General features: G+C 70.4%; 17 protein-coding genes. 16 read left to right on the forward strand and 1 reads right to left on the reverse strand.

What is annotated here, in order from left to right; all coding sequences use genetic code 11:
- Positions 1-142 precede the first annotated feature (142 nt).
- From mreC to AC068Z_RS22800, 8 genes are all read left to right on the forward strand, one after another.
- Entirely contained in the window at positions 143-1,093 is a 951-nt protein-coding gene (mreC, locus tag AC068Z_RS22765; protein ID WP_478558357.1) for a rod shape-determining protein MreC, read from the forward strand.
- A gap of 13 nt (positions 1,094-1,106) precedes the next feature.
- Entirely contained in the window at positions 1,107-1,784 is a 678-nt protein-coding gene (gene mreD, locus AC068Z_RS22770; protein WP_478558360.1) for a rod shape-determining protein MreD, read from the forward strand.
- Positions 1,785-1,894: 110 nt separating this feature from the next.
- On the forward strand, positions 1,895-4,147 hold the full coding sequence (gene mrdA, locus AC068Z_RS22775; protein WP_478558363.1) for a penicillin-binding protein 2: 2,253 nt from the start codon (positions 1,895-1,897) through the stop codon (positions 4,145-4,147).
- A complete protein-coding gene (gene rodA, locus AC068Z_RS22780) occupies positions 4,144-5,343 on the forward strand; it encodes a rod shape-determining protein RodA (protein ID WP_478558366.1) in 1,200 nt (399 codons plus the stop codon). Before mrdA ends, rodA begins: the two co-directional genes overlap by 4 nt.
- A gap of 81 nt (positions 5,344-5,424) precedes the next feature.
- Positions 5,425-6,927 (forward strand): CYTH and CHAD domain-containing protein, encoded by a 1,503-nt coding sequence (locus AC068Z_RS22785; protein ID WP_478558369.1) that lies wholly within the window; start codon positions 5,425-5,427, stop codon positions 6,925-6,927.
- An 88-nt stretch (positions 6,928-7,015) separates the two neighbouring features.
- Positions 7,016-8,980, forward strand: coding sequence for a TIGR03960 family B12-binding radical SAM protein (locus AC068Z_RS22790; protein ID WP_478558372.1), 1,965 nt, complete (start codon positions 7,016-7,018; stop codon positions 8,978-8,980).
- Between the two features lie 464 nt (positions 8,981-9,444).
- A complete protein-coding gene (locus AC068Z_RS22795; RefSeq protein ID WP_478558375.1) occupies positions 9,445-11,505 on the forward strand; it encodes a restriction endonuclease in 2,061 nt (686 codons plus the stop codon).
- Positions 11,506-11,905: 400 nt separating this feature from the next.
- On the forward strand, positions 11,906-12,319 hold the full coding sequence (locus tag AC068Z_RS22800; protein WP_478558646.1) for a hypothetical protein: 414 nt from the start codon (positions 11,906-11,908) through the stop codon (positions 12,317-12,319).
- Here AC068Z_RS22800 and AC068Z_RS22805 read toward each other — a convergent pair.
- Positions 12,309-13,142, reverse strand: coding sequence for a class II glutamine amidotransferase (locus AC068Z_RS22805; protein WP_478558378.1), 834 nt, complete (start codon positions 13,140-13,142; stop codon positions 12,309-12,311). The genes AC068Z_RS22800 and AC068Z_RS22805 overlap by 11 nt on opposite strands.
- A 198-nt stretch (positions 13,143-13,340) precedes the next feature.
- Here AC068Z_RS22805 and AC068Z_RS22810 point away from each other — a divergent pair, with 198 nt between their 5' ends.
- The 8 genes from AC068Z_RS22810 to AC068Z_RS22845 all read left to right on the forward strand — a co-directional run bounded on the left by AC068Z_RS22810 (position 13,341) and on the right by AC068Z_RS22845 (position 25,262).
- Positions 13,341-14,420, forward strand: coding sequence for a hypothetical protein (locus AC068Z_RS22810; RefSeq protein ID WP_478558381.1), 1,080 nt, complete (start codon positions 13,341-13,343; stop codon positions 14,418-14,420).
- 46 nt (positions 14,421-14,466) lie between these two features.
- On the forward strand, positions 14,467-15,228 hold the full coding sequence (locus AC068Z_RS22815) for a TIGR03936 family radical SAM-associated protein (RefSeq protein ID WP_478558384.1): 762 nt from the start codon (positions 14,467-14,469) through the stop codon (positions 15,226-15,228).
- Between the two features lie 262 nt (positions 15,229-15,490).
- Positions 15,491-19,675 carry an Rne/Rng family ribonuclease gene (locus AC068Z_RS22820; RefSeq protein ID WP_478558387.1) on the forward strand — a complete coding sequence of 1,395 codons (4,185 nt, stop codon included), beginning with the start codon at positions 15,491-15,493 and terminating at the stop codon, positions 19,673-19,675.
- Positions 19,676-19,905: 230 nt separating this feature from the next.
- Positions 19,906-20,226, forward strand: coding sequence for a 50S ribosomal protein L21 (rplU, locus tag AC068Z_RS22825; RefSeq protein ID WP_041819941.1), 321 nt, complete (start codon positions 19,906-19,908; stop codon positions 20,224-20,226).
- A 14-nt stretch (positions 20,227-20,240) separates the two neighbouring features.
- Positions 20,241-20,495: a 50S ribosomal protein L27 gene (gene rpmA, locus AC068Z_RS22830; RefSeq protein WP_478558392.1), complete on the forward strand. Its 255-nt coding sequence runs from the start codon at positions 20,241-20,243 to the stop codon at positions 20,493-20,495.
- Positions 20,496-20,598: 103 nt separating this feature from the next.
- A complete protein-coding gene (gene obgE, locus AC068Z_RS22835; RefSeq protein ID WP_478558395.1) occupies positions 20,599-22,041 on the forward strand; it encodes a GTPase ObgE in 1,443 nt (480 codons plus the stop codon).
- Between the two features lie 256 nt (positions 22,042-22,297).
- The gene (locus tag AC068Z_RS22840; protein WP_478558398.1) at positions 22,298-23,755 is read left to right on the forward strand and encodes an FG-GAP repeat domain-containing protein; all 1,458 of its coding nucleotides are present in this window, start codon (positions 22,298-22,300) and stop codon (positions 23,753-23,755) included.
- A 52-nt stretch (positions 23,756-23,807) separates the two neighbouring features.
- Complete coding sequence (locus AC068Z_RS22845) at positions 23,808-25,262, forward strand: FG-GAP repeat domain-containing protein (protein ID WP_478558401.1); 1,455 nt, start codon at positions 23,808-23,810, stop codon at positions 25,260-25,262.
- Positions 25,263-25,349 lie beyond the last annotated feature (87 nt).

The following is a 25,349-nucleotide window of genomic DNA, read 5'->3' on the forward strand; positions in this document are numbered from 1 at the left end:
TAACTCTTCGATTCCGCCGTACGAGACGATCTCCTCTCGTACGGCGGATCGTTGATATAGAGGCATAAGCTCCCACAAAGCAGCCCCTCGGGTTTCCCTGGGGCTCGAAGAATTCCTATGAGGAAGGGCACGGCCGCCGCACGTGAGGGACACACGAGAGAGCCGGCTGCTCCTGGTGCTGCTGATCGCCATCGCGTTCGCACTGATCACGGTGGACATCCGCGGCGGGGAGGACTCCCCGGTCGACGGTGCCCGGCAGGCCGCGGCGACGGTCTTCGGCCCGATCGAGAACGGCGTCTCGGCCGCGGTCGATCCGGTCGGCAACGCGGTCTCCGCGATCCGTGACTCCGGCGAACGCCACGACCGGATCGCCGAACTGGAGAAGGAGAACGCCGCCCTCAAGGCCAAGCTCGGCAGCGACGACCGCAACCGCAGCAGACTCAAGCAGCTCGACAAGATGCTCAAGATCGCGGGCGAGGGCCAGTACGGCATCAAGGGCGCTGAGGTCATCGCGATAGGAGCGGCCCAGGGCTTCTCCTGGACCATCACCATCGACGCCGGCGCCAACGACGGCCTCAAGCGCGACATGACGGTCCTCAACGGCGACGGTCTGGTCGGGCGGGTGACCACGGTCGGCCCGAACACCGCGACCGTACTGCTCGCCAGCGACCCCGACTTCACCGTCGGCACCCGCATGGAGGGCAACGACGAACTCGGCTTCGCCTCCGGACAGGGCGACGGACCGCTGCGCGTCGAACTCCTCAACGGCAAGGCGCAGATCAAGCGGGGCGACCGTCTCGTCACCTTCGGCTCGCAGGCGGACAAGCCCTTCGTGCCCGGCGTCCCGGTCGGTGTCGTGAGCCGCGTCGACCCCTCCGGCGGCGACCTCACCCGCACCCTCTACGTCACGCCGTACGTCAGCTTCACCAAGCTCGACATCGTCGGTGTCGTCGTCGAGGCCCCGAAGAAGGACCCGCGCGACACGGTGCTTCCCGCCAAGCCCAAGCCGACCCCCACGCCCACCGTGACGGTGACCGTCACCCCGTCCGGCCAGGCGCCGGTCGATGGTCAGTACCCGCAAGAAGAGCAGTAGGAGCTGAAGCCACATGCGCGTCAACCGGATCCTGCTCTCCTCCTCGTTGGTCGTCGTCGCCCTGGTGCTCCAGGTCAGCGTCCTCGCCCGGCTCCATCTCCCCGGCGCCGTCCCCGACCTGCTCCTGCTGACGGTCCTCGCGCTCGCCATGGTCTACGGCCATGTCGGCGGCGCCCTCATCGGCTTCGGCGCGGGTCTGCTCGCCGACCTCGCCCCGCCCGCCGACCACGCCGCCGGCCGCTACGCCCTGGTGCTGTGCGTCATCGGCTACCTCGCGGGCCTGATCAAGCCGGAGAACGGCCAGCTCAAGTCGGCCACCGGACCCATGGTCGTGGTGGTCGCGGCGGCCATCGGCTCCACCCTGCTCTACGCCGGTGTCGGCGCCCTCGTCGGCGACACCGCCGCCCGCCATGTCGGCCTCACCAGCCTGCTGTTCACGGCCGCGCTCTACGACCTGCTGCTCGCGCCGTTCGTCGTGCCGGGCCTGATGGCGCTGGCCAGACGCGCGGAGAACGATCCGCTCGCCGAGACCAGTTCCTCGGCGAAGACGGACATCTCCACCGGCTGGCTCTCCGGCGGCACCGGACTGCGCATCGGCAGCCAGCGCGGCGGGCTCGGGGGCCTGAAGGTGAAGGCGGCCCGGGTGCGCACCGCCCGCGCCGGGCGCATCAAGGGAGTCAAGCGGCTGTGAAGGCGCCTCAGTTCACCCGAACGGGTTCACGAACGCGGAACGCCGATTCACAGGTCGGCCGTTCATCATTCGTACGCGCACACACGCCCGCGCACTGAGAGGGGGAGGGCATGACCAACATTCCCGAGACGGGACGGACCCCACGGGTCCAGATCCGGCTCGTCGTCATCCAGATTCTCGTCCTCTCCCTCCTCGGCACCCTCGGCGGCAGGCTCTGGTACCTCCAGATCCGCGAGGGCGAGGCCTACGCCAAGGAGGCCTCCGGCAACCACGTCCAGCAGGTCGTCGACCCGGCCGTGCGCGGCTCGATCCTGGACGCCCGCGGAGTGGCCCTCGCCGACAACGAGACACGTCTGGTCGTCTCCGCCTCCCGCACCGACCTGCTGAAGATGAAGGACGACGGCAAGGCCGTCCTCACCAAGCTCGCCGGCGTCCTCGGCATGAAGCCCAAGGACGTGATGGAGAAGGTCCGGCTCTGTGACGCCGAGACCCCCCAGCCCTGCTGGAACGGCTCGCCGTACCAGCCGATCCCCATCACCGACGAGGCCACCGCCAAGCAGGCCCTGCAGATCCGCGAGCGCGCCGAGGACTTCCCCGGCATCACCGCCGAACCGCAGGCCGTCCGGCGGTACGCGGGCCCCGGCGGCTCCAACACCGCCCAGGTTCTCGGCTATCTCTCCCCGGTCACCGACGAGGAGATCACCAAGGCCCAGGACACCGACTCGCCGTATCTGCGCTCCGACCAGGTCGGCCGCTCCGGCCTCGAGCGCCAGTACGACAAGGAGCTGCGCGGCAAGGCCGGCGTCACCCGCTACGAGGTCGACAACCTCGGCCGGGTCATCGGCGAGGCCGAGGCGGACGCCGCCCAGCCCGGCTCCAACCTCGTCACGAGCATCGACGCCCGCGTCCAGCGCGTCGCGGAGTACGAGCTGAACGAGGCGATGAAGGACGCCCGCGACGTCTGGGACCGCAACACGGGCGAGAAGTACAAGGCCGACGCGGGCGCGGTCGTGGTGATGGAGGCCAAGACCGGCCGGATCGTCGCCATGGCCTCCAACCCGACCTACGACCCGAACGCCTGGGTGGGCGGCATCTCCGCCAAGGACTACAAGAGGCTCACCGGCAAGTCCTCCAACTACCCGCTGCTGAACCGCGCCATACAGGGTCAGGCGGCCCCCGGCTCGATCTTCAAGGTGGTCTCCACGGCCGCCGCGGTCCAGGCGGGCTACGACTTCGACGGACGCTACAACTGCTCCAGCTCCTACTCCGTCGGCGGCCAGGTCTTCAAGAACTTCGAGTCCCAGAACCACGGCGCCATCGACCTCGGCCGGGCCCTGGAGGTCTCCTGCGACACCGTCTACTACTCGCTGGCGCACAACGAGTGGAAGAAGGACGGCGGCATCAACCCCAAGAAGGGCCAGCCGAAGGACTACTTCTACAAGGCCGCCCACCAGTTCGGCCTCGGCGCCGAGACTGGCATCGACCTGCCCAACGAGGTGGCCGGCCGGGTGCCGGACCGCGAGTGGAAGCAGTCCTACTGGGAGGCCAACAAGGACGCCTGGTGCAAGACCGGCAAGAAGGACGGCGACTACGTCGAGAAGATCTCCTACGAGAACTGTCTCGAGGGCAACAAGATGCGCGCCGGTGACGAGATCAACTACTCCATCGGCCAGGGCGACACCCTGGTGACCCCGATCCAGATGGCCACCATCTACGCGGCCATCTCCAACGGCGGCACCCTGTACGACCCGACGGTCGGCAAGGCCGTCGTCAGCGCCGATGGCAAGCAGGTCTCCGAGATCAAACCCAAGGCGCACGGCAAGCTGCCGGTCAGCAAGCAGACCCTGGCCCAGATGGACGACGCCCTGGAGGGCGTCGCCACCCGCGGTACGGCCGCCTGGCGGTTCGGCGGCTGGCCGCAGGACGAGATCCCGATGCACGCCAAAACCGGTACCGCCGAGGTCTACGGCAAGCAGACGACGTCCTGGTTCGCCACGTACACCGAGGACTACGCGATCGTGATGACGATCTCCCAGGGTGGTACGGGCTCCGGCGCCTCCGGTCCCGCGGTCCGCAACATCTACGACGCGCTGTACGGCGTCTCGGACGACGGCGCCATCAACAAGAAGAACGCCCTGCTGCCGACCCCGCAGAAGAACCTGCCGAAGATCCAGGCGGACGGTTCGATCCTCGCCCCGAAGGTCGCCAAGGACCCGGCGAAGGAGCAGCGGGCCAGCCAGGAGGGCGTGCCCGAGGAGGACGGCCTGCAGCAGGCCGCGACGGTGGGCACACCGACGACGGAGAACCGTGAGACACGCCGCCGCCGACCGGGCCGCGGGCGGCGCCCGAGGAGGCTGACGTGACCGGCGCCAACAGCTTCCAGATCTCCGGGTACGGGCCCGAGCGGGCCGGCTGGACCCGCCTGTTCGCCCGCGACTCGCTCGCCCGCCGGCTGGACTGGCCGATACTGCTGTCCGCCCTCGCGCTGTCGCTGATCGGCTCGCTCCTGGTCTTCTCGGCGACCCGGAACCGCACCGAGATCAACCAGGGCGATCAGTACTACTTCCTGATCCGGCACATCCTGAACACCGGCATCGGCTTCGCGCTGATGATCGGCACGGTCTGGCTCGGCCACCGCACCCTGCGCACGGCGGTGCCGATCCTGTACGGCGTCTCGGTCTTCCTGATCCTGCTGGTGCTCACCCCGCTGGGCTCCACCATCAACGGCGCCCACTCCTGGATCAAGCTGCCCGGCGGATTCTCGCTCCAGCCCTCGGAGTTCGTGAAGGTCACGATCATCCTCGGCATGGCGATGCTGCTGGCGGCCAGAGTGGACGCGGGCGACAAGCCCTACCCCGACCATCGCACCGTGCTCCAGGCGCTGGGCCTGGCCACCGTGCCGATGCTGATCGTGATGCTCATGCCCGACCTCGGCTCGGTCATGGTGATGGTGGTCATCGTGCTCGGCGTGCTGCTGGCCTCCGGCGCCTCCAACCGCTGGGTGTTCGGACTGCTGTCGGCCGGGGCGCTCGGTGCGGTCGCCGTGTGGCAGCTGCACATCCTGGACGACTACCAGATCGCCCGCTTCGCCGCGTTCGCCAACCCCAGCCTCGACCCCGCCGGCGTCGGCTACAACACCAACCAGGCCAGGATCGCCATCGGTTCCGGCGGGCTGACGGGCTCCGGACTCTTCAACGGCTCCCAGACCACCGGCCAGTTCGTGCCGGAACAGCAGACCGACTTCGTCTTCACGGTGGCGGGGGAGGAGCTGGGCTTCGTCGGCGGCGGGCTCATCATCGTCCTGCTCGGCATCATGCTCTGGCGGGCCTGCCGGATCGCCCGGGAGACGACCGAGCTGTACGGCACCATCGTCGCGGCCGGGATCGTGGCCTGGTTCGCCTTCCAGTCCTTCGAGAACATCGGGATGACCCTCGGCATCATGCCGGTCACCGGTCTGCCGCTGCCGTTCGTGTCGTACGGCGGATCGTCGATGTTCGCAGTGTGGGTGGCGGTTGGTCTGCTGCAGTCGATCCGGGTGCAACGCCCGATGTCCGCATAGCCGCCGGTCACCCCCTGTTTCCGGCGGGTTCGCATCCAGTAGGCCCTGTTGTGCCGCCATGACTCCGATTAGATTCGGGTCATGGCGGACACGAAGCGTGAAATCGAGCGGAAGTACGAGTCCGACGACAGCGGGCTGCCCGACCTCACCGGCGTCGCCGGGGTCGCGGCCGTCATCGACAAGGGCGTCGCCGAACTGGACGCCACCTACTACGACACCGAGGACCAACGCCTGGCCGCGTCCTCGATCACCCTGCGCCGCCGCACCGGCGGATCCGACGCGGGCTGGCACCTGAAGTTCCCCGTGGCTCCCGGAGTCCGGGACGAGATCCACGCACCCCTGTCCGACACCGTGCCCTCCGACCTCACCGCCCTGATCCGCTCCCGCGTCCGCAACGCTGAACTGCGCCCCCTGGTCCGGCTGCGCTCCGACCGCGACGTGCGCCACCTCGTGGACGCCGACGGGCAGTTGCTCGCGGAGGTGTCCGTGGACGCCGTACGCGCCGAGCGGATCGGCACCGGGGCCGGCGCCCAGTGGACCGAGATCGAGGTGGAACTCGCCGACGGCGGCGACCCCGCCTTCCTCGACACGATGGACAAGCGGCTGCGCAAGGCGGGCGTACGCCCTTCCGCGGCCGCCTCGAAGCTGGCCAGGGCGCTTGCCGAGACGGCCCCGAAGAAGAAGCGGAGCAAGGAGGCCGCAGGGGAGCCCGGCACAGGGGGCGATCATGTCCTGGCCTACGTCCGCGAACAGCGGGACGCGATCGTCGGGCTCGACCCCGCCGTGCGCCAGGACGTCGAGGACTCCGTGCACAGCATGCGCGTCGCCACCCGGCGCCTGCGCAGCACCTTCAAGTCCTTCCGCAAGGTCCTGGACCGCGCGGTCACCGACCCGATCGGCGACGAGCTGAAGTGGCTGGCCGGTGAGCTGGGCGTGGACCGGGACCGGGAGGTGCTGAACGAACGTCTGCTGGCGGCGCTGGACGAGGTGCCCCACACGCTGGTCTACGGTCCGGTCGCCGAGCGGGTGCGCCGCTGGGCGGGCGAGCGGCCGGGCGGGGCGAGCAGCCGGCTGATCGGGGTCCTCGACTCCGGGCGCTACCTGGCCCTGCTCGACGCGCTGGACGGCGTGCTCACCGATCCACCGCTGCTGAAGGCGGCCGGGAAGAACCCCGACAAGGTGCTCGCCAAGGCCGTGCGGAAGGACTTCGGCAAGGTGTCCGCGCTCGTCGAGGAGGCGCTGGAGCTGGACCCCGGCACCGACCGGGACGTCGCCATCCACGAGGCCCGCAAGAAGACCAAGCGCACCCGCTACGCGGCGGAGGCCGCCACGCCCGCCCTGGGCAAGTCGGCCAAGGGCCTGACCAAGACCATGAAGGCCCTGCAGAACCTGCTCGGGGAGCACCAGGACAGCGTCATGGCCCGCCAGACCCTCTCCGAGCTGTCCGCCGTGGCGCACGCGGCGGGAGAGAACGCCTTCACCTACGGGCTGCTCTACGGGCGCGAGGAGCACCGGGCGGTGACCGTGGAGGCCGAGCTGCCCGGTTTCTGGGCCGAGAACAAGGACGCGACGGACGCCCTGTGAGCCTTCGGACGTGCGGGGGGTGTCCGCGGTCGCGTTAGGCTAGATGGTCACCCCTGTCCGTTCAGTCCAGCTCATGAAGGTACGCGAGATGCCTGCCGAAGTCGCTGCGTCGGTGTTCCCGCAGCTCGAAGCCCTGCTCCCGCACGTGCAGAAGCCGATCCAGTACGTGGGCGGAGAGCTCAACTCCACGGTCAAGCCGTGGGAGAGCTGCGACGTCCGCTGGGCGCTCATGTACCCCGACGCCTACGAGGTCGGGCTGCCCAACCAGGGCGTCATGATCCTCTACGAGGTCCTGAACGAACAGGAGGGCGTCCTCGCCGAGCGCACCTACAGCGTGTGGCCGGACCTGGAGGCCCTGATGCGGGAGCACAAGGTCCCGCAGTTCACGGTGGACAGCCATCGGCCCGTGCGCGAGTTCGACGTGCTGGGCCTGAGCTTCTCCACCGAGCTCGGCTACACCAACATGCTCACCGCCCTGGACCTCGCGGGCATCCCGCTGGAGTCCAAGGACCGCGGCATCGACGACCCGATCGTCCTGGCCGGCGGCCACGCGGCCTTCAACCCCGAGCCGATCGCGGACTTCATCGACGCGGCGATCATCGGCGACGGCGAGCAGGCCGTCCTCGACATGACGAAGATCATCCGCCAGTGGAAGGCCGAGGGCCGCCCCGGCGGCCGCGAGGAGGTCCTCTTCCGGCTGGCGAAGACGGGCGGGGTGTACATCCCGGCCTTCTACGACGTCGAGTACCTCCCGGACGGCCGGATCGCCCGCGTCGTACCGAACAAGTCGGGTGTCCCGTGGCGTGTGTCGAAGCACACGGTGATGGACCTCGACGAGTGGCCCTACCCCAAGCAGCCCCTCGTCCCCCTGGCCGAGACGGTCCACGAGCGCATGTCGGTGGAGATCTTCCGCGGCTGCACCCGGGGCTGCCGCTTCTGCCAGGCCGGCATGATCACCCGCCCGGTGCGCGAGCGCTCGATCACCGGCATCGGCGAGATGGTCGACAAGGGCCTGAAGGCGACGGGCTTCGAGGAGGTCGGCCTGCTGTCGCTGTCCTCGGCCGACCACAGCGAGATCGGTGAGGTCGCGAAGGGCCTGGCGGACCGGTACGAGGAGGACAAGATCGGCCTGTCCCTCCCCTCCACCCGCGTCGACGCCTTCAACATCGACCTGGCCAACGAGCTGACCAGGAACGGCCGCCGCTCCGGCCTCACCTTCGCCCCCGAGGGCGGCTCGGAGCGCATCCGCAAGGTCATCAACAAGATGGTCTCGGAGGACGACCTGATCCGGACCGTCGCCACGGCCTACGGCAACGGCTGGCGGCAGGTGAAGCTGTACTTCATGTGCGGCCTGCCGACCGAGACCGACGACGACGTCCTGCAGATCGCGGACATGGCGACGAAGGTCATCGCCAAGGGCCGCGAGGTCTCCCGCTCCAACGACATCCGCTGCACGGTCTCGATCGGCGGCTTCGTCCCCAAGCCCCACACGCCGTTCCAGTGGGCCCCGCAGCTGAGCGCGGAGGAGACGGACGCGCGCCTGGAGAAGCTCCGGGACAAGATCCGCGGCGACAAGAAGTACGGCCGCTCGATCGGCTTCCGCTACCACGACGGCAAGCCCGGCATCGTCGAGGGCCTGCTGTCGCGCGGTGACCGCCGCATCGGCGCCGTCATCCGCGCGGTGTACGACGACGGCGGCCGCTTCGACGGCTGGCGCGAGCACTTCTCCTACGACCGCTGGATGGCCTGCGCGGACAAGGCGCTGGCCCCCTTCGGCGTCGACGTCGACTGGTACACCACCCGCGAGCGCACCTACGAGGAAGTCCTCCCCTGGGACCACCTCGACTCCGGTCTCGACAAGGACTGGCTCTGGGAGGACTGGCAGGACGCCCTCGACGAGACGGAGGTCGAGGACTGCCGTTGGACGCCTTGCTTCGATTGCGGGGTGTGCCCCCAGATGGACACCCACATCCAAATCGGCCCGACCGGTAAGAAGCTGCTGCCTCTTGCGGTCAAGAACGCGGCACCGACGCCTGGCGGGCACTCTCACTGAGGTGGGCGGGCCACTCGATCGGGTGATGGAGGCGTTGGCAGGGGCAAGCGAGCACGAGATCCTCGCTGCGTTGGTGGCCGTCGGGGCTGCGGACCGTCGAAAGCTGGTTCAGTCGGACGGACCTCGTACGCCCTTGCCGCAGCCCGGCGTCCCCTCGGACATCCACTCTGAGGTGGAGTGGGGCTGATTCTTTGCGGCGCCTGGGCCCCTTGAAGGCCTATAGGAGCCCTCTTCGATTCGGAGAGGGCTCCTGGTGTTTCTGGTGGGCTCTCACGTCCGGCAGGACGCGGTCTTCTTCTCCAGCTCACACGCTGGTGACCTGCGTGGACAGGCGATTCCAGTTGCCATTGGCAAGTTGATATCCCGGACGGCGATTGCTGGATAAAGTCGGTTTGTTACACCTGGTTGCGGGGGCGATCAGGGTTCGGTCGGCGCTGCCGACGTCCTGGGGAGGGCCTGAGCGCATGAGTCGTCGCTCTGCTGGTTTCATCGGTACTTGGGCTGAAATGCAACGTCAGCATCAGCGTCAGATCGAGTCTGAAGAAAGGCGGCGCCGGGAAGAGGCTCGGCAAGCGCGGATCTACCAGACACGTGTCGCTCAGGGGTACCGGGAGCATCGGCAGGCGGAGGCCCGACAACGGACGGCAGAGTTGGATGCGCAGGTAGCGACCTTGCAGGGCCTCCTGCTCACCGGTTGTCAGGCGTCGGCGTTCCGAGCGTCGTCGTTGACGCGTGCGGAAGAGGTGCCGCCGTTTGACCCTGGACAGCTCGCCTTTCCTGTTCGTATGCCGGATCCGAACCAGTACCAGGCTCAGGGTGGCTGGACGGCGAACCGGCGGGCCCAGGCGCAGGCTGAGGCACGGTCCCGCTTCGAGCGCGACTGGCATGCGGCACAGGCCGCAGAAGCACAGCGGCAGCAGCGGTTAGCCGCGGCGCAGCGGGACCATGACCAAAGGGCGGAAGCGCAACGTGCTGAGGTGAGGCGGCACAACACCGGCATCACCGAGGCGGTCGCCGGCGTCAGGCGCGGTGAACCCGAAGCTGTGGTCGAGTACTTCTCAGCTGCTCTCTACTCGTCGACGGCCTGGCCCGAAGGATTCCCTCGTCAGGTAACGGCGGCTTTCGACTCGGCAGCACGCCAGTTGGTTCTTGATTGGGAACTGCCGGGGTACGACGTTGTTCCGGCTGCGAAGTCGGTGAGGTACGTCCAGTCCGAAGACCAGGACAGGGAGGCGGCCCGTCCGGCGACGCAGCGGCGGGCGCTGTACCGCGAGGTACTGGCACAGAGCGTGCTACTGGTCCTGCACCAGCTCTTCATGGCGGACGAGTACGGCATCCTCGACTCGGTGGCGCTGAACGGCTTCGTAGACGCACCCGATCCCGCGACCGGCAGACAGGCCCACATCTTCCTGGCCACGGTGATGGCGCAGCGAGCAGCCTTCACGGATCTCCACCTGGAACAGGTGGACCCGACCAGCTGCCTCACGGACGCGCTACGAGGGCAGCTGGCGACCCGCCCCGATCAGCTCACCTCCGTACGGCCCACTCGTCAGCCTCAGGACGTCGGCAACCAGATCATCACCCACGGCAGCAGCCACGATGAGCCGGACCTGTACGAGATGGACCCGATCGCCTTTGAGTCCCTTGTCGCAGACCTCTTCCGCGCCATGGGGATGCAGGCTGTCACGACGCAGCGTTCCAACGATGGCGGAGTGGATGTCGACGCGCTGGATCCCACTCCCATCCGAGGCGGCAAGATCGTCGTGCAGGTGAAGCGCTATCGCAACACCGTGCCGCCCACCGCCGTACGCGACCTCTACGGCACGGTCCAGGACGCGGGCGCCAACAAGGGCGTTCTGGTGACGACGTCGGGCTTCGGCCCCGGCTCGCACACCTTCGCCCGCGGCAAGCCGCTGGAGCTGATCTCGGGCGGTGAACTTGTCGACCTGCTGCATCGGCATGGGCTGCGCGGACGCTTGGGGGAGCGCGGGCAGCCGACCCCAGCACAGCCGCAGCCGTCCGGGTCCGCGACTCCGCCCGATGACTACAACGTGCTGGGCATGACGTGGTCCGGCAGCGTCGCGTTGGACGTCTGCGCTCTCGTCTGCCACGGCAACCGAGTGCTGAGTGAGGACCACTTCGTCTTCTTCAACAACCCAGAAACTCCGGACGGTTCGGTGCGCACGGTGCCGGCCGTGGCACCCGACAAGGCAGCGGTTCGTGTCTCCTTCGATGCGCTACCCCAAGCTGCGGATCGATTCGTGTTGGTGGCCGCCATCGACCCGGAGGTGAACCCGGACACCGATCTTTCCGGGTTCACCGATGCCTGCATCCGGCTGCTGGACTCATCGATGGCCGAACTCGGCCGCTTGGAGGTCTCCGACGGACGCTCCGGCGAGACGGCGCTGGTACTCGGTTCCTTCAGACACCGGCCCAGCGGGGACTGGGACTTTGTGCTCGGCGGTAAGGGCTACTCGGGAGGACTGGAGCAACTCGTCCAGGACTACGGCATCGAAGTGGAGTAGCGCTTCTGCGTCCAGGTGTGGGTTCGGACGCGCCCCCAGATGGACACCCACATCCAGATCGGCCCGACCGGTAAGAAGCTGCTGCCACTTGCGGTCAAGGACGCGGCGCCGGCGCCTGGCGGGCACTCTCACTGACGCCTTTGTTCCTCGGAGAGCGGCACACGACGGCTGTCGCCTGAGTGGCTGCTCTCCGTTCGCGGCGTGGCTTACAGCTTCCTAGCGTGGCGGTATCCGCTACGGAGGAGGCGACATGTCACGGAGTGAGCCGCCTGAGAGCGGGCCACGGTGGGGAAGTGCGGGCGCCGGCTCTACCCCTTCCGGGCAGTGGGCACCTCCGCCCGGGCCGCGGAAGAAGCAGCGGGGCCGTGGCTGCCTATGGGGGTGTATCGGCGCCTTGGCCGTGGTGATCGTCGTCCTCGTTGTCGTGCTGGTGGTCGCGCTGGGCGATGACGATGAGAGCACCACTCCTGCGCCCACAAGGACCCCCACCACGAGGACGGCGCAGGAGCAGACGCAGGCACCCCAGGGTGAACGCGCCGACCTCACCAGCTTCGAGCTGGACGACCGCTCGGAAGCCGGTATCACGAATATCTGGCTGACCTGGACGATCAAGAACAGCAGCAGCGAGAAGTCCAACTACTCATGGGAATGGGAAGCGGTCGACTCCGGCGGGACGCGCGTGGCGAACGGTTCGCAGTTGGAGACCGATGTGCAGCCCGGCCAGACAGCCCGCGGTGAGTTCCCCACGACGCTCAAGACTGTTGAGGGCATCAAGCTCAACATCACCAGCTTCAACCGCACCCTCAGCTACTGAGCGGCTGGAAGGGGTGGAGGGCGTCCTCGCCCGGGTGGACTATGCCGTAGCTGCTCTCGGGGACCTCGTTCCAGGAGCCGGGGAGGTTGCCGAGGGGTTCGGAGACGACGAGGCGGGTTTCGTCGCCCACCTCGCGGAGGAACGCGGTGTCCGGGTGGAGGGCGCGGAGGGATTCCACCCGGGTGCTGTAGTAGAGGGACCGTGAGGCGCCCTCGCTGGAGTAGCGGAAGGCCCACAGGCGCTCGCCGTCGGCCACCGCGACCGTCATCTGCAGCGGGTGCCGCACGCCGTGCCGGCGTCCCGTCTCCTCGACCATGCCGGCCATCCGCGCCACGGCACCCGGCGGATCCTCGGTGAGGCCGTACGTGAGCGCCAGGAAGAACATCAGCTCGGAGTCGGTGGAACCCTCGATCTCGGCGTAGAGGGCGGGGTCGACGGCCACCGCGAGGTCGCGTTTCAGCTGGTGGAACTCGTTGATCGCGCCGTTGTGCATCCACATCCACCGGCCCCTTCGGAACGGGTGGCAGTTGGTCTGCTGTACGGCCGTCCCCGTCGTCGCCCTGATGTGGGCGAAGAACAGACCCGCCCGGATGTGGTGGGCGACCTCCTGGAGGTTCCGGTTGTTCCAGGCCGGGCCCACGTCCCGCAGCACCGCCGGGGTGGTGAGGTCCTGTGTGTACCAGCCGATGCCGAAGCCGTCACCGTTGGTGGTCTCCACACCCATGCGGGAGTGCAGGCTCTGGTCGATCAGATTGTGTTCAGGCTCGAACAGGACGTGGCTGAGCAGGACAGGCGTGCCCGAGTAGGCGATCCAGCGGCACATCTGCGCACCCACCTTCCTCTGGGGGAGGACGGCGACATTTCTACGACAAGTATCCGCTGGCCCGGAGGGTGCGGCACGCCCGGCTTCGGTCACGTGTCCGCTGGTTCGGCCCGCCGCTGTGACGGCCCTGAGACAGACGTGATGGCATCGCAACCCCCGCGGCGCACCCGGAAGGCCACGTGCCGCGTCTTGTCCGGTATGGAATCGCACAAGCCACTGCCCGAGCCCCGGCAACCGGAAGGATGCCTGGTCACCGCCGTCCGCATCCCCGTACGGATCATCGTGCTGGTACTGGTCGTGCCGGTGCGCATGGTGTGGGACGCCCTGGTCGTCGCGTGGCGGTTCCTGAACGACACCGTGTTCCGGCCGGTCGGGCGGGCGCTGCTGTGGGTGGGGCGGGCGCTGTTCGTCTGGCCCTTCGTCGGACTGTGGCGGTATCTGCTGGTGCCGCTCGCGCGTGGCCTGGCCTGGCTCGGGAACGTGCTGGTCGTCGTACCGCTGGGATGGCTGTACCGGTATGTGCTCACCCCCGTCGGGCATGCCCTCGCCTGGGTGGGCCGGGGAATCGCGGCCGGGTTCGGATGGCTGTACGCGCGCGTGCTGACGCCCGTCGGACATGCCGTCCTGTGGGTGCTCAAGGGGATCGGCGTCGGGCTCGCGGCGCTGGGGGTCGGGGTGTACGCCGTCGTCGCCTGGCTCGTGCGGTACCTGGTCGTCGTTCCCGCGGTGTGGCTGTACCAGTGGGTGCTCACGCCCGTCGGGCACGCCTTCCTGTGGGTCGTGCGGGCGATCGGCGTCGCGCTGTACTGGATCACCCGGGTGCTGTTCGTGCTGCCCGCGCTCGCCGTGTGGCGGTACCTCCTGGTGCCCGTCGGGCGGGTCCTCGCCGTCGTGGGGCGGGAGATCTGGGACGCGCTCGGGCACGCCTGGCGGGTCGCCGGGCGGATCTCGCTCGCCGTCGGACGGTTCCTCGGGACCCTCTTCCGGTGGATCTTCGTGGAGCCCGTGCGATGGGTGTACCGGACCGTCCTGACTCCGGTCGGACATGTCGTACGGGATGCCGTGCTGCGGCCCGTCGCCGAGGCCGCGCGGAGCGTGGGACGGGCCACCCGGCAGGCGCTCGCCGCGGCCCGGGAGTCCGCCCGGCAGGCCCGCGCGGACTTCCGGCGCATGGTGTTCGGTGAGCCCCGGAAGCGGGAGGCGGTGGCCCGGCGGGAACCGCGGGGCGCCGAGGCACGTACTCTTGGTAGCAGTAAGACCGCTCTCACGAAGGACTAGGACACTGGGCAAGCGACAGCCCGAAGGCCCGCCGCCCGCACCCGCGGTGCAGCGCATCCGACTGCGCTACACCAAGCGCGGCCGCCTGAGGTTCACCAGCCACCGAGACTTCCAGCGCGCTTTCGAGCGTGCGCTGCGCCGTGCCGAGGTGCCGATGGCGTACTCGGCGGGGTTCACGCCGCATCCGAAGGTGTCGTACGCCAATGCCGCACCCACCGGCACGGGCAGTGAGGCGGAGTACCTGGAGATCGCGCTCACCGCGGCGCGGGATCCGGAGCAGCTCAGGACGCTGCTCGACGAGTCGCTGCCCGCCGGGCTCGATGTCGTCGACGCGGTCGAGGCCCGCACCTCCGGGCTCGCCGACCGGCTGACGGCCTCCGTGTGGGAGCTGCGGCTCGACGGGGTGGATCCGGCCGAGGCCCAGCGGGCCGTGGCCGCGTTCAACGCCGCCGAGTCCGTCGAGGTCCAGCGCATGACCAAGAACGGCGTCCGCACCTTCGACGCCCGCCCCGCGGTCGTGGATCTTGAGACGCACAGTTCGACGGCTGATAGGCCGACCGACCAGCCCTGTGCGATACTGCGGCTGGTTGTTCGGCACGTGACGCCTGCCGTACGACCCGACGACGTCCTGTCCGGTCTCCGCGCCGTGGCCGACCTGGCGCCGCCGGTCCCCGCAGCGGTGACCAGGCTGGCGCAGGGGCTGTTCGATGAAGAGACCGGCACGGTGACCGACCCGCTCGCGCCCGACCGCGAGGCGGCGGAGGCCCAGGTGGCCGGATCCGCTGCCGCCGCGAAGGCGTCGGCGTAAGGAAGGTCCCGCGAAGGGACGGACGTCGAAGCGCCGCCCTCGTACTCGGGAGCCACCTGGGTCGGGCAGCGCACCGACCAGAAGACTTTCGCCAGGCCGTGCGCATTCGGCGTACGGAACCGGCGAGACAGGACACAGAGAGCTCCCGTGCGGCGCCCGCGCCCCGGACGGCGGCAGTCGCGTACGACGCGAGCCGCGGACGTCACCGGCACACCGCCGGACCAGGCGCGGCGCCCGGGAGCCTGACGGGAGAAACGCCCGCATGCTCGAGCCGATCGAACCCACTGAGGGTTCCGAACCGAATACACCCAGCGACACCCTGCCGCCGCGTCGTCGGCGCCGTGCCGCATCCCGTCCGGCGGGTCCGCCGGTCGCGCCCGCCGCCTCCGCCGAGACCGAGGTCGCGCCGGCCATACCGGGCGCCGCGGACGAGAAGGCCGAGGTCGACGAGACCGTGGCCGCCGTGACTCCGGAGGCCGAGGAGACCGTCGAGGTCAGCGCGGTCGAAGAGACCGCTGAGGCCGAGGAGACGGCAGAGGCCGAAGAGACGGAAGGGGCGGGCGAAGAGGCCGCCCCGGTCGCCGTGGCCGACGACGGTCCCGCCCTCGGCCGTACGCGTCGCCGTGTGGTCCGCCGGGCGTCCGCGCCCGCCGGTGCGCCCGCCGCGGCCGAGGCCGCCGAGACCATCGTGCCCGCGAGCAGCTCCGCCGAGGAGAACGCGCCCGCCACCGAGGGCGTCGAGGCAGGCTCGCCCGCCGTCGCCGTGGAGGACGCCGCGCCGCGCCGCCCCCGCCGACGCGCCACCCGCAAGGTGACCGCGCCCGCCGGTGCCCCCGGGGCGGCGGAGGTCGTCACCCCGGAGCCGGTGCCGGCGCCGCTCGCCGCCCAGGTCGAGCAGCCCGACGAGGCCGCCGCTCCGGTCGAGGCCCCCGAGCCGGCCGAGGACGCGGCGCCGAAGGGACGTACGCGTCGCCGTGCGACCCGCAAGGTGACCGCGCCCGCCGCCGCCCCCGAGGCCGCCGCCCCCGAAGCCGTGGTCGCTCCCGAGCCCGTGGAGACGGCGCAGGCCCCCGTCGGAGCCGCTGCCGAAGAGACCCCCGCCGAAGGCACCCCCGCCGAAGACACCCCGGCCGCGTCCGAGGACGTCGCCCCCCGTCGTACCCGTCGGCGTGCCACGCGTCGCGTGACCGCGCCCTCCGGGGCGCCCGAGAACGTGGAGGCGACCGTGACCCCTGCCGATGAGGGCAAGCCGACCGAGACCGAGGCCCCCGCCGCCGAGGCCGGGCAGCCCGCCGAGGACGCAGCCCCCCGGCGCCGGCGCCGTGTCGTCCGCAAGGCCGCCACCGGCTTCTCCGCGCCCGCGCGCCCCACCGCCGAGGAAGAGGCCGAGGAGGACGCCGACACCCCGCGTCGTCCGGCGCGGCCCGCCGTCGCCGTCTTCCAGCCGCCGGTCTTCACCGAGCCGCAGTTCCAGACTCCGGAGCGCGCCGCCGCCGAGGCCGCCGCCGTGGCGTCGGACGAGCCGGCCGAGGCCGAGGAGACCGAGGAGTTCCCGGAGGAGCAGGCGGGTGGTCGCCGTCGCCGCCGGCGCCGGGGTGCCGTCGCCGCGGAGGAGCCCGAGGCCCGTACCGCCGAGACCGAGGTCGAGGACGAGCCGGAGGAGGCCGAGGAGTCGGCCGAAGACGCCGGCGAGGGCGACGAGACCGAGGAGACCGGGGCGCGCCGTCGCCGCCGTCGCGGTGGCCGTCGCCGTCGCCGCGGTGAGTCCGCCGAGTCCGACGCCGAGGGCGGCGAGTCCGCCGACGAGTCCGACGAGGCCGCCGCCGCGCAGGCCGCGCAGGACGCCGAGGACACCGCCGAGCAGGAGGAAGAGGACGCCGAGGAGGCCGACCAGGGCGAGGAGCCCGGCGGTTCGAGCTCCAGCAGCCGCCGCCGGCGCCGCCGTCGCCGTAGGGCCGGAGACTCCGCGGGCGAGGGCGAGGCGTCCGCCGACGACCCGGAGCGCACCGTCGTGAAGGTGCGCGAGCCGCGGGCGAAGGCCGGGCCGTCCGACGAGGTGCAGTCCATCAAGGGCTCGACCCGGCTGGAGGCCAAGAAGCAGCGCCGCCGGGAAGGCCGTGAGCAGGGCCGACGCCGCGTCCCGATCATCACCGAGGCCGAGTTCCTGGCCCGCCGTGAGGCCGTCGAGCGCGTGATGGTCGTCCGGCAGCACGGCGACCGTACGCAGATCGGCGTCCTCGAGGACAACGTGCTCGTGGAGCACTACGTCAACAAGGAGCAGTCGACCTCGTACGTCGGCAACGTCTACCTGGGCAAGGTGCAGAACGTCCTGCCGTCGATGGAGGCCGCCTTCATCGACATCGGCAAGGGGCGCAACGCCGTCCTGTACGCCGGTGAGGTCAACTTCGAGGCGCTCGGCATGGCCAACGGGCCGCGCCGCATCGAGTCCGCCCTCAAGTCCGGCCAGTCCGTGCTCGTCCAGGTGACGAAGGACCCGATCGGACACAAGGGCGCACGCCTGACCAGCCAGGTCTCGCTCCCGGGCCGCTACCTCGTGTACGTCCCCGAGGGCTCCATGACCGGCATCAGCCGCAAGCTGCCCGACACCGAGCGGGCGCGGCTGAAGACCATCCTCAAGAAGATCGTCCCCGAGGACGCGGGCGTCATCGTGCGCACCGCCGCCGAGGGCGCGAGCGAGGACGAGCTGCGCCGGGACGTCGAGCGGCTGCAGGCGCAGTGGGAGGACATCCAGAAGAAGGCCAAGAGCGGCAACGCCCCGACGCTGCTCTACGGCGAGCCGGACATGACCGTCCGGGTCGTCCGGGACATCTTCAACGAGGACTTCTCCAAGGTCATCGTCAGCGGTGACGACGCCTGGTCGACGATCCACGGGTACGTCTCCCACGTCGCCCCGGACCTCGCCGAGCGGCTGCAGAGGTGGACCTCCGAGGTCGACGTCTTCGCCACGTACCGGATCGACGAGCAGCTCGCCAAGGCGCTGGACCGCAAGGTCTGGCTGCCCAGCGGCGGTTCGCTGGTGATCGACCGGACCGAGGCGATGGTCGTCGTCGACGTCAACACCGGCAAGTTCACCGGGCAGGGCGGCAACCTCGAGGAGACGGTCACCAGGAACAACCTGGAGGCGGCCGAGGAGATCGTGCGTCAGCTGCGGCTGCGCGACCTCGGCGGCATCATCGTCATCGACTTCATCGACATGGTGCTGGAGTCCAACCGGGACCTGGTGCTGCGGCGCCTGCTGGAGTGCCTGGGCCGGGACCGTACGAAGCACCAGGTCGCCGAGGTCACCTCGCTGGGTCTGGTGCAGATGACCCGCAAGCGGGTCGGCCAGGGTCTGCTGGAGTCGTTCTCCGAGACCTGCGTCCACTGCAACGGCCGCGGTGTCATCGTCCACATGGAGCAGCCGACGGCTGTCGGGGGCGGCGGCAAGCGCAAGAAGCGCGGGCGTGGCGGTGAGCACGAGCACGAGGCCGCGGCGAGCGCCGTGGAGACCGTCGAGCCGGTCGAGCCGGTCGAGCTTGTCGAGCCGTTCGGATCGGAGACCGCCGCCGAGGTCGCGGCCGAGGTCGCCGAGCCGGTCGCGCTGCCCGCGCCGGAGTTCGCGCCGGACGAGGAGCTGTACAGCAGCGTCGCCGAGGCGGAGGCCTCGGTCTCCCGCGGCGGTCGTTCCCGGCGCCGGGCGAGCCGTCGCGCGTCTGCCCCGGCCGGGGCGCCGAAGACGGAGGCTGTGAAGTCCCAGGCGGTGCAGGCCGAGGTGCCGACCGCTCAGGACGTCACCGTCGCCGAGGAGGTCGAGCGTCCGGTGCAGCCGGAGTCGGCCGCCGAGGCGAAGGCCGCGCCCGCCGCCGTGGAGGACGCGGTCGTGCAGACCCCGGCCGCCGCGACCGAGGAGGCCGCGCCGAAGGGCCGTACGCGTCGGCGCGCCACCCGTAAGGCCACCGCGCCCGCCGGTTCGCCGGAGGGGGCCGAGGCCGCCGTGGTGACCGTCAGCAGCGAGGAGGCGCCGGCGCCCGCGCCGGTCGCCGAGGCGCCCGCGGAGCCGGTCGCCGAGCCCGCCGCCCCGGCCCGTCCGCGGCGCCGTGCCGTGCGCAAGGCCACCGCGCCCACCGCGTCCGAGGAGGCGGCCGTCGTGGTCGTCCCGGCGGTCGCGGAGGAGGCCCCGGCCGACGGGACCGCCGTAACGGAAGAGGCGGCCGAGGAGGAGGCCGCTCCGGCCAAGAAGGCGGCCGCGCGCAAGACGGCGAAGAAGGCGACGGCGAAGAAGGCCGCCACCAAGAAGACCGCGGCCAAGAAGACGGCCGCCAAGAAGACGACGGCCAAGAAGGCGGCCAAGACCGCCACGGCCGCCAAGAAGTCGACGTCGAAGAAGACCGCGGCGGCGGCGCAGCAGACGCTGCCCTCCGTCTCGGCCTCCACCGACGAGGGCTGAGCGGTACCCGGGGTGTGCGGCCGAGTGATCAGCCGCACACCCGCGGGGCCCGGCCCGGTTTGACCCGTTCGGCCGCCGCCCCGTAACCTTGACCGTCGGCATGTCCACTGACGTGCCACATCCCCGTAAACCTCTTCCTCCCGGGCATGCGTGGCCGGGAGAGGCCGTTCGCCCTGTGCGGGCGGCTGGACTGCGGGGGTGCCGTTCCCGAGCGAGAGAGTGAGATCCGCGTGTACGCCATCGTGCGCAGCGGTGGTCGCCAGCACAAGGTTGCTGTCGGCGACATCGTTGAGGTTGACAAGATTTCCACTGCCAAGGTTGGCGACACGGTCGAGCTCTCGACCCTGCTCGTTGTCGACGGCGACTCCGTGACCAGCGACCCGTGGGTGCTGGCCGGTATCAAGGTTCAGGCCGAGGTCGTGGACCACCACAAGGGCGTCAAGATCGACATCCTTCGCTACAAGAACAAGACCGGCTACCGCCGTCGTCAGGGCCACCGCCAGCAGTACACGGCGATCAAGGTCACTGAGATCCCCGCGGCTGCGAAGTAAGGGACTGAGGAGAGATGGCACACAAGAAGGGCGCATCGTCCACCCGTAACGGTCGTGACTCCAACGCTCAGCGCCTCGGCGTGAAGCGTTACGGCGGTCAGGTCGTCAGCGCGGGTGAGATCCTGGTCCGCCAGCGCGGCACCCACTTCCACCCCGGCTCGGGCGTCGGCCGTGGCGGCGACGACACGCTGTTCGCGCTGAACGCCGGTGCGGTGCAGTTCGGCACCCACCGTGGCCGCAAGGTCGTGAACATCGTTCCGGTCGCCTGATCGGAAGCTTTTCGCGAGGCGGACCTCACTTCCCGGTCGGGAAGGCGGGTCCGCCTTTCGCGTGTTGACATAGGTAAACCCGTACTTTCTGGAGGCACACACCATGACCACCTTCGTGGACCGCGTCGAGCTGCATGTCGCCGCGGGTAACGGAGGTCACGGCTGTGCCTCCGTCCACCGTGAGAAGTTCAAGCCGCTCGGCGGCCCCGACGGCGGCAACGGCGGGCGCGGCGGCGATGTGATCCTCACCGTCGACCAGTCCGTGACCACGCTGCTGGACTACCACCACTCCCCGCACCGCAAGGCGACCAACGGCAAGCCCGGCGAGGGCGGCAACCGGTCGGGCAAGGACGGGCAGGACCTGATCCTTCCGGTGCCGGACGGCACCGTCGTGCTGGACAAGGCGGGCAACGTCCTCGCCGACCTGGTCGGCCACGGCACCTCGTACGTCGCCGCGCAGGGCGGCCGGGGCGGTCTGGGCAACGCGGCCCTCGCCTCCGCCCGCCGCAAGGCGCCCGGCTTCGCGCTGCTCGGTGTGCCGGGGGACCTCCAGGACATCGTGCTGGAGCTGAAGACCGTCGCCGACGTGGCGCTGGTGGGCTACCCGAGCGCCGGCAAGTCCTCGCTGATCTCCGTGCTCAGCGCCGCCAAGCCGAAGATCGCCGACTACCCCTTCACCACGCTGGTGCCGAACCTCGGTGTCGTCACCGCCGGTTCGACCGTGTACACCATCGCCGACGTGCCGGGTCTGATCCCGGGCGCCAGCCAGGGCAAGGGCCTCGGCCTGGAGTTCCTGCGGCATGTGGAGCGGTGCAGCGTGCTGGTGCACGTCCTGGACACGGCGACGCTGGAGTCCGAGCGCGACCCCGTCTCCGACCTGGACATCATCGAGGCGGAGCTGAGGGAGTACGGCGGCCTCGACAACCGGCCGCGGATCGTCGTCCTGAACAAGATCGACGTACCGGACGGCAAGGACCTCGCCGAGATGGTGCGGCCGGACCTGGAGGAGCGGGGCTACCGCGTCTTCGAGGTGTCCGCGGTCGCGCATCTCGGGCTGAAGGAGCTGTCCTTCGCGCTGGCCGACCTGGTCGGCAGGGCGCGGGCCGCGAAGCCGAAGGAGGAGGCGACGCGGATCGTCATCCGGCCCAAGGCCGTGGACGACGCGGGCTTCACCGTCGTACGCGAGGACGACGGCCTGTTCCGGGTGCGCGGCGAGAAGCCGGAGCGCTGGGTGCGGCAGACCGACTTCAACAACGACGAGGCCGTCGGCTATCTCGCCGACCGGCTCAACCGCCTCGGTGTCGAGGAGGAGTTGATGAAGGCGGGCGCCCGCTCGGGCGACGGTGTCGCCATCGGACCCGAGGAGAACGCGGTCGTCTTCGACTGGGAGCCGACCGTCATGGCCGGTGCGGAGATGCTCGGCCGGCGCGGTGAGGACCACCGGTTCGAGGCACCGCGACCCGCGGCCCAGCGTCGCCGGGACAAGCAGGCCGAACGGGACGAGCACGAGCGGGAGTTCGACGACTTCGATCCCTTCGAGGGCTGACGGTCCCTGGATCGATTTGAGGGCTGACGGCCTTCGATCGCTTCGAGGGCTGACGGCCTTCAATCGCTTCGAGGGCTGACGGTTCCTTCGAAGGGCTGACGGCGGCTCCTGCGATCCCCGCGAGGGTTAACTCCGGGGAAAGCTGGGGCGTACGGCAGGGCAACCAAGCGTCGGGGTGGTGAGTCGTACTGGGCGCGTGGCTGAGGATCTTGGTCCTCGGCCACGCTCAACCGCCCAGCCGATTCCCGGAGTCGACGTGCCCAAGCCCGTTTCGCGCAGCATGCGGCGGACCGTTGTGGTCGCCATCGCCCTACTGGCGGGAGGCGTGACCGCGCTGCCGGTCGCCCATGCCCGGCCCGCTGCCGCCACCACCCCGGTGAGCGTGCGGCAGGACTTCAACGGGGACGGGTACGAGGACCTGGCGGTCGCCGCTCCGTACGCGACGGTGAGCGGTAAGGCCGGGGCCGGGTACGTCGCCGTGCTCTACGGGTCCGCCGGCGGACTCAACCCCTCGGTCCGGAAGGTGTACTCGCAGGCGACGGCCGGCGTCCCCGGTGTCCCCGAGGGCGGCGACCGGTTCGGGCACAGCCTTACCGCCGCCGACCTGGACGGGGACGGATACACCGACCTGGTGGTCGAGGCGGCCAGGGAGTTCTGGCAGCGGGACGGCATCGGCCGTGAGGGCAACCGGACGGTGCTGTGGGGCGGTCGCTCCGGCCTCGGCTCCGGAACCGTCCTGCCCGCGGTCGGCGACGGCCGGTACCAGGGCGGTGTGACCGTCACCGGTGACTTCGACGGCGACGGCCGACAGGACCTGGCGCAGAAGAGCCGCGCGGAGTTCGGCCCCTTCACGCGTGACGGGCGCCCGGCCTCGGTCCAGGACGACGCGGAACTCGTGGGCGAGGGCCTGACGATGGCCGAGGTGTCGGCCGGTGACGTGGACGGCGACGGCATCACCGATCTGGTCACGCGCTCCGTCGGCGGACTGGACGAACACGATCGGTACATCTTCCGCCTGCACTATGTGCGCGGCGGCGGCGACGGGCTGGCGGCGCCGGTCACCCTGAAGGACGCGCAGGGCCGGTTCGTCGATCCGCTGGACTCCACCCTGGAACTCGGCGACCTCAACGGCGACGGCCGCGCCGACCTCGTCCTCGGCCGCAACTCGCTCACGGTCTTCGACGGCACCGCGGACGGTCCGGGCACCACCACCGCGCCCCGGGTCATCGACCAGGACACGCCCGGAGTCCCCGGCACCCAGGAGACGGAGGACAGCCTCGGTCGTGCCCTCGCGATCGGGGACGTCAATCGGGACGGCTACGGGGACGTTCTCGCCGGCCTCCCGGGCGAGAACCTCGCCTCGATGGGCTTCCTGGGCAATTCCGCGGGCTCCGTCGTCGTCGTGCTCGGCGGGCCGGACGGGCTCACCGGTGCCGGCGCCAGGGGTTTCCACCAGAACAGCGCGGACGTCCCCGGCACGGCGGAGAAGGGCGACCGCTTCGGCGGCATCGTCCACCTCGTCGACGGCAACGGCGACGGCCGCGCGGAGCCCGTCGTGGCGGCGTACCCGGAGAACGACCACGCAGGCGCCGTCTGGGTGCTCCGCTCCACCTCCACCGGGGTCACGGCCAAGGGTTCCTTCAGCTTCGGCGCGAGTGCCCTGGGCACGGTCGCGCGGGAGGGCTGGCTGGGATCCGCGTTCCCGACGAACTGACCTCTTCCTCCCACCGCCCCTTCCTCCCACTCGGCCGTACAGGAGAACTGAGATGAGCAAGCAGCGCAGAACCTGGCGCACCGGCCTCGCCGTGGCCCTGGCCGCCACCGGGGCCGTGGCCCTGCCGACCGCCTCTGCCGGACCCGCCTTCGCAGGGCCCGCCGCAGCCGGATCCGCCTCCGCCGCGCAGAGCGTGCGGCAGGACTTCAACGGCGACGGGTACGAGGACCTGGCCGTCAGCGCCGCGAGCGCAACGGTGCAGGGGCGGGCCGGGGCCGGCTATGTCGCCGTGGTGTACGGCTCCGCGAGCGGGCTGAAGACCTCGACCCGGCAGGTCTATTCGCAGGCCTCGCCCGGTGTCCCCGGCGCCTCCGAGAAGTACGACCACTTCGGGTCCGGCCTCGACTCCGCGGACCTGGACGGGGACGGGTACACCGATCTGCTGGTGACGGCCCTCGGTGAGCGCTGGACGGCCGGCGGCGAGGAACGCCGGGCCAGGGTGACCGTGCTGTGGGGCGGCTCGGGCGGCTTCGCCTCCGGGACGGCCCTGTCGGCCGTGGGCATCAAGTCGTACCAGGACAGCGACCTCGCCTCCGGTGACTTCAACGGTGACGGGCACCAGGATCTGATCCGCAGGGACCGGGTGGAGTTCGGTCCCTTCGGGCGGGACGGCAGCCCCACGTCCGTCCAGGACCCCGGGCTCGTCGGCGCGAGCGAGACGGCGCACGAGGTGGTGGCCGGTGACGTGGACGGCGACGGCATCACCGACGTCGTCACGCGCGTCATCGACTCCCACCTGGACGACAGGGACCCGCGGTACGTCCTGCGCTACCTCCGGGGCGGCGCCGACGGCCTGGCGGCGCCCACCGAGCTCAAGGACGCCCACGGTGTCCCCGTGGACGCCCAGGGCTTCGACCTGGCGCTCGGCGACCTCAACGGCGACGGCCGGGCCGACCTCGTCAACGGCGACTACACGGTCGAGATCTCCTTCGGCACCGAGAACGGCCCGGACACCACCGCGACCCGGGTGATCGACCAGGACACCCCTGGCGTGCCCGGCTCACAGGAGCCGGGGGACACCTTCGGCAACGAGCTGACCGTCGGAGACGTGGACGGCGACGGCTACGGCGACATCCTGGTGGGCAACCCCTTCGAGGCGATCGACACGGTGAGCGAGGTGGGCTCCATCGCCGTCGTCCCCGGCGGAGCGGACGGGCCGACGGGTGCCCGCACCCGGGTCCTGAGCCAGCAGACCGCCGGTGTGCCGGGTGCCCCGGAGGCGGGGGACCGGTTCGGCTGGGGCTTCGACCTGGTGGACGGCAACGGTGACGGCCGGGCGGAACCGGTCGTGGGGGCCTACGGCGAGAACGGCTGGGACGGCGCCGTGTGGGTGTTCCGCACGCGGCTGTTGGCCGGCGTCACGAACCAGGGGTCCTTCCTCTTCGGCGCGGGCACCCTCGGCACGGTCGCCGACAACGGGCGGCTCGGGGAGCACTTCCCCAACTGACCGCCGGCGCCTGAGAGGTCCCCGGGACCCGTTGCGGCAAGGACACGTTCGCCGTGTTGTTCCCGTGCCGCAACGGGGCCCCCGTTG

The sequence above is a fragment of the Streptomyces sp. NPDC043726 genome (genome assembly GCF_056436565.1).

Excerpts from the sequence above, each read along its gene's own strand:
- AC068Z_RS22820 (WP_478558387.1), top strand. The coding sequence starts at position 15,491 with ATGCTCGAGCCGATCGAACCCACTGAGGGTTCCGAACCGAATACACCC.
- mreD (WP_478558360.1), top strand. The coding sequence starts at position 1,107 with ATGCGCGTCAACCGGATCCTGCTCTCCTCCTCGTTGGTCGTCGTCGCC.
- rpmA (WP_478558392.1), top strand. The coding sequence starts at position 20,241 with ATGGCACACAAGAAGGGCGCATCGTCCACCCGTAACGGTCGTGACTCC.
- AC068Z_RS22790 (WP_478558372.1), top strand. The coding sequence starts at position 7,016 with ATGCCTGCCGAAGTCGCTGCGTCGGTGTTCCCGCAGCTCGAAGCCCTG.
- mrdA (WP_478558363.1), top strand. The coding sequence starts at position 1,895 with ATGACCAACATTCCCGAGACGGGACGGACCCCACGGGTCCAGATCCGG.
- AC068Z_RS22810 (WP_478558381.1), top strand. The coding sequence starts at position 13,341 with ATGGAATCGCACAAGCCACTGCCCGAGCCCCGGCAACCGGAAGGATGC.
- AC068Z_RS22845 (WP_478558401.1), top strand. The coding sequence starts at position 23,808 with ATGAGCAAGCAGCGCAGAACCTGGCGCACCGGCCTCGCCGTGGCCCTG.
- obgE (WP_478558395.1), top strand. The coding sequence starts at position 20,599 with ATGACCACCTTCGTGGACCGCGTCGAGCTGCATGTCGCCGCGGGTAAC.
- AC068Z_RS22785 (WP_478558369.1), top strand. The coding sequence starts at position 5,425 with ATGGCGGACACGAAGCGTGAAATCGAGCGGAAGTACGAGTCCGACGAC.
- AC068Z_RS22795 (WP_478558375.1), top strand. The coding sequence starts at position 9,445 with ATGAGTCGTCGCTCTGCTGGTTTCATCGGTACTTGGGCTGAAATGCAA.
- AC068Z_RS22805 (WP_478558378.1), bottom strand. The coding sequence starts at position 13,142 with ATGTGCCGCTGGATCGCCTACTCGGGCACGCCTGTCCTGCTCAGCCAC.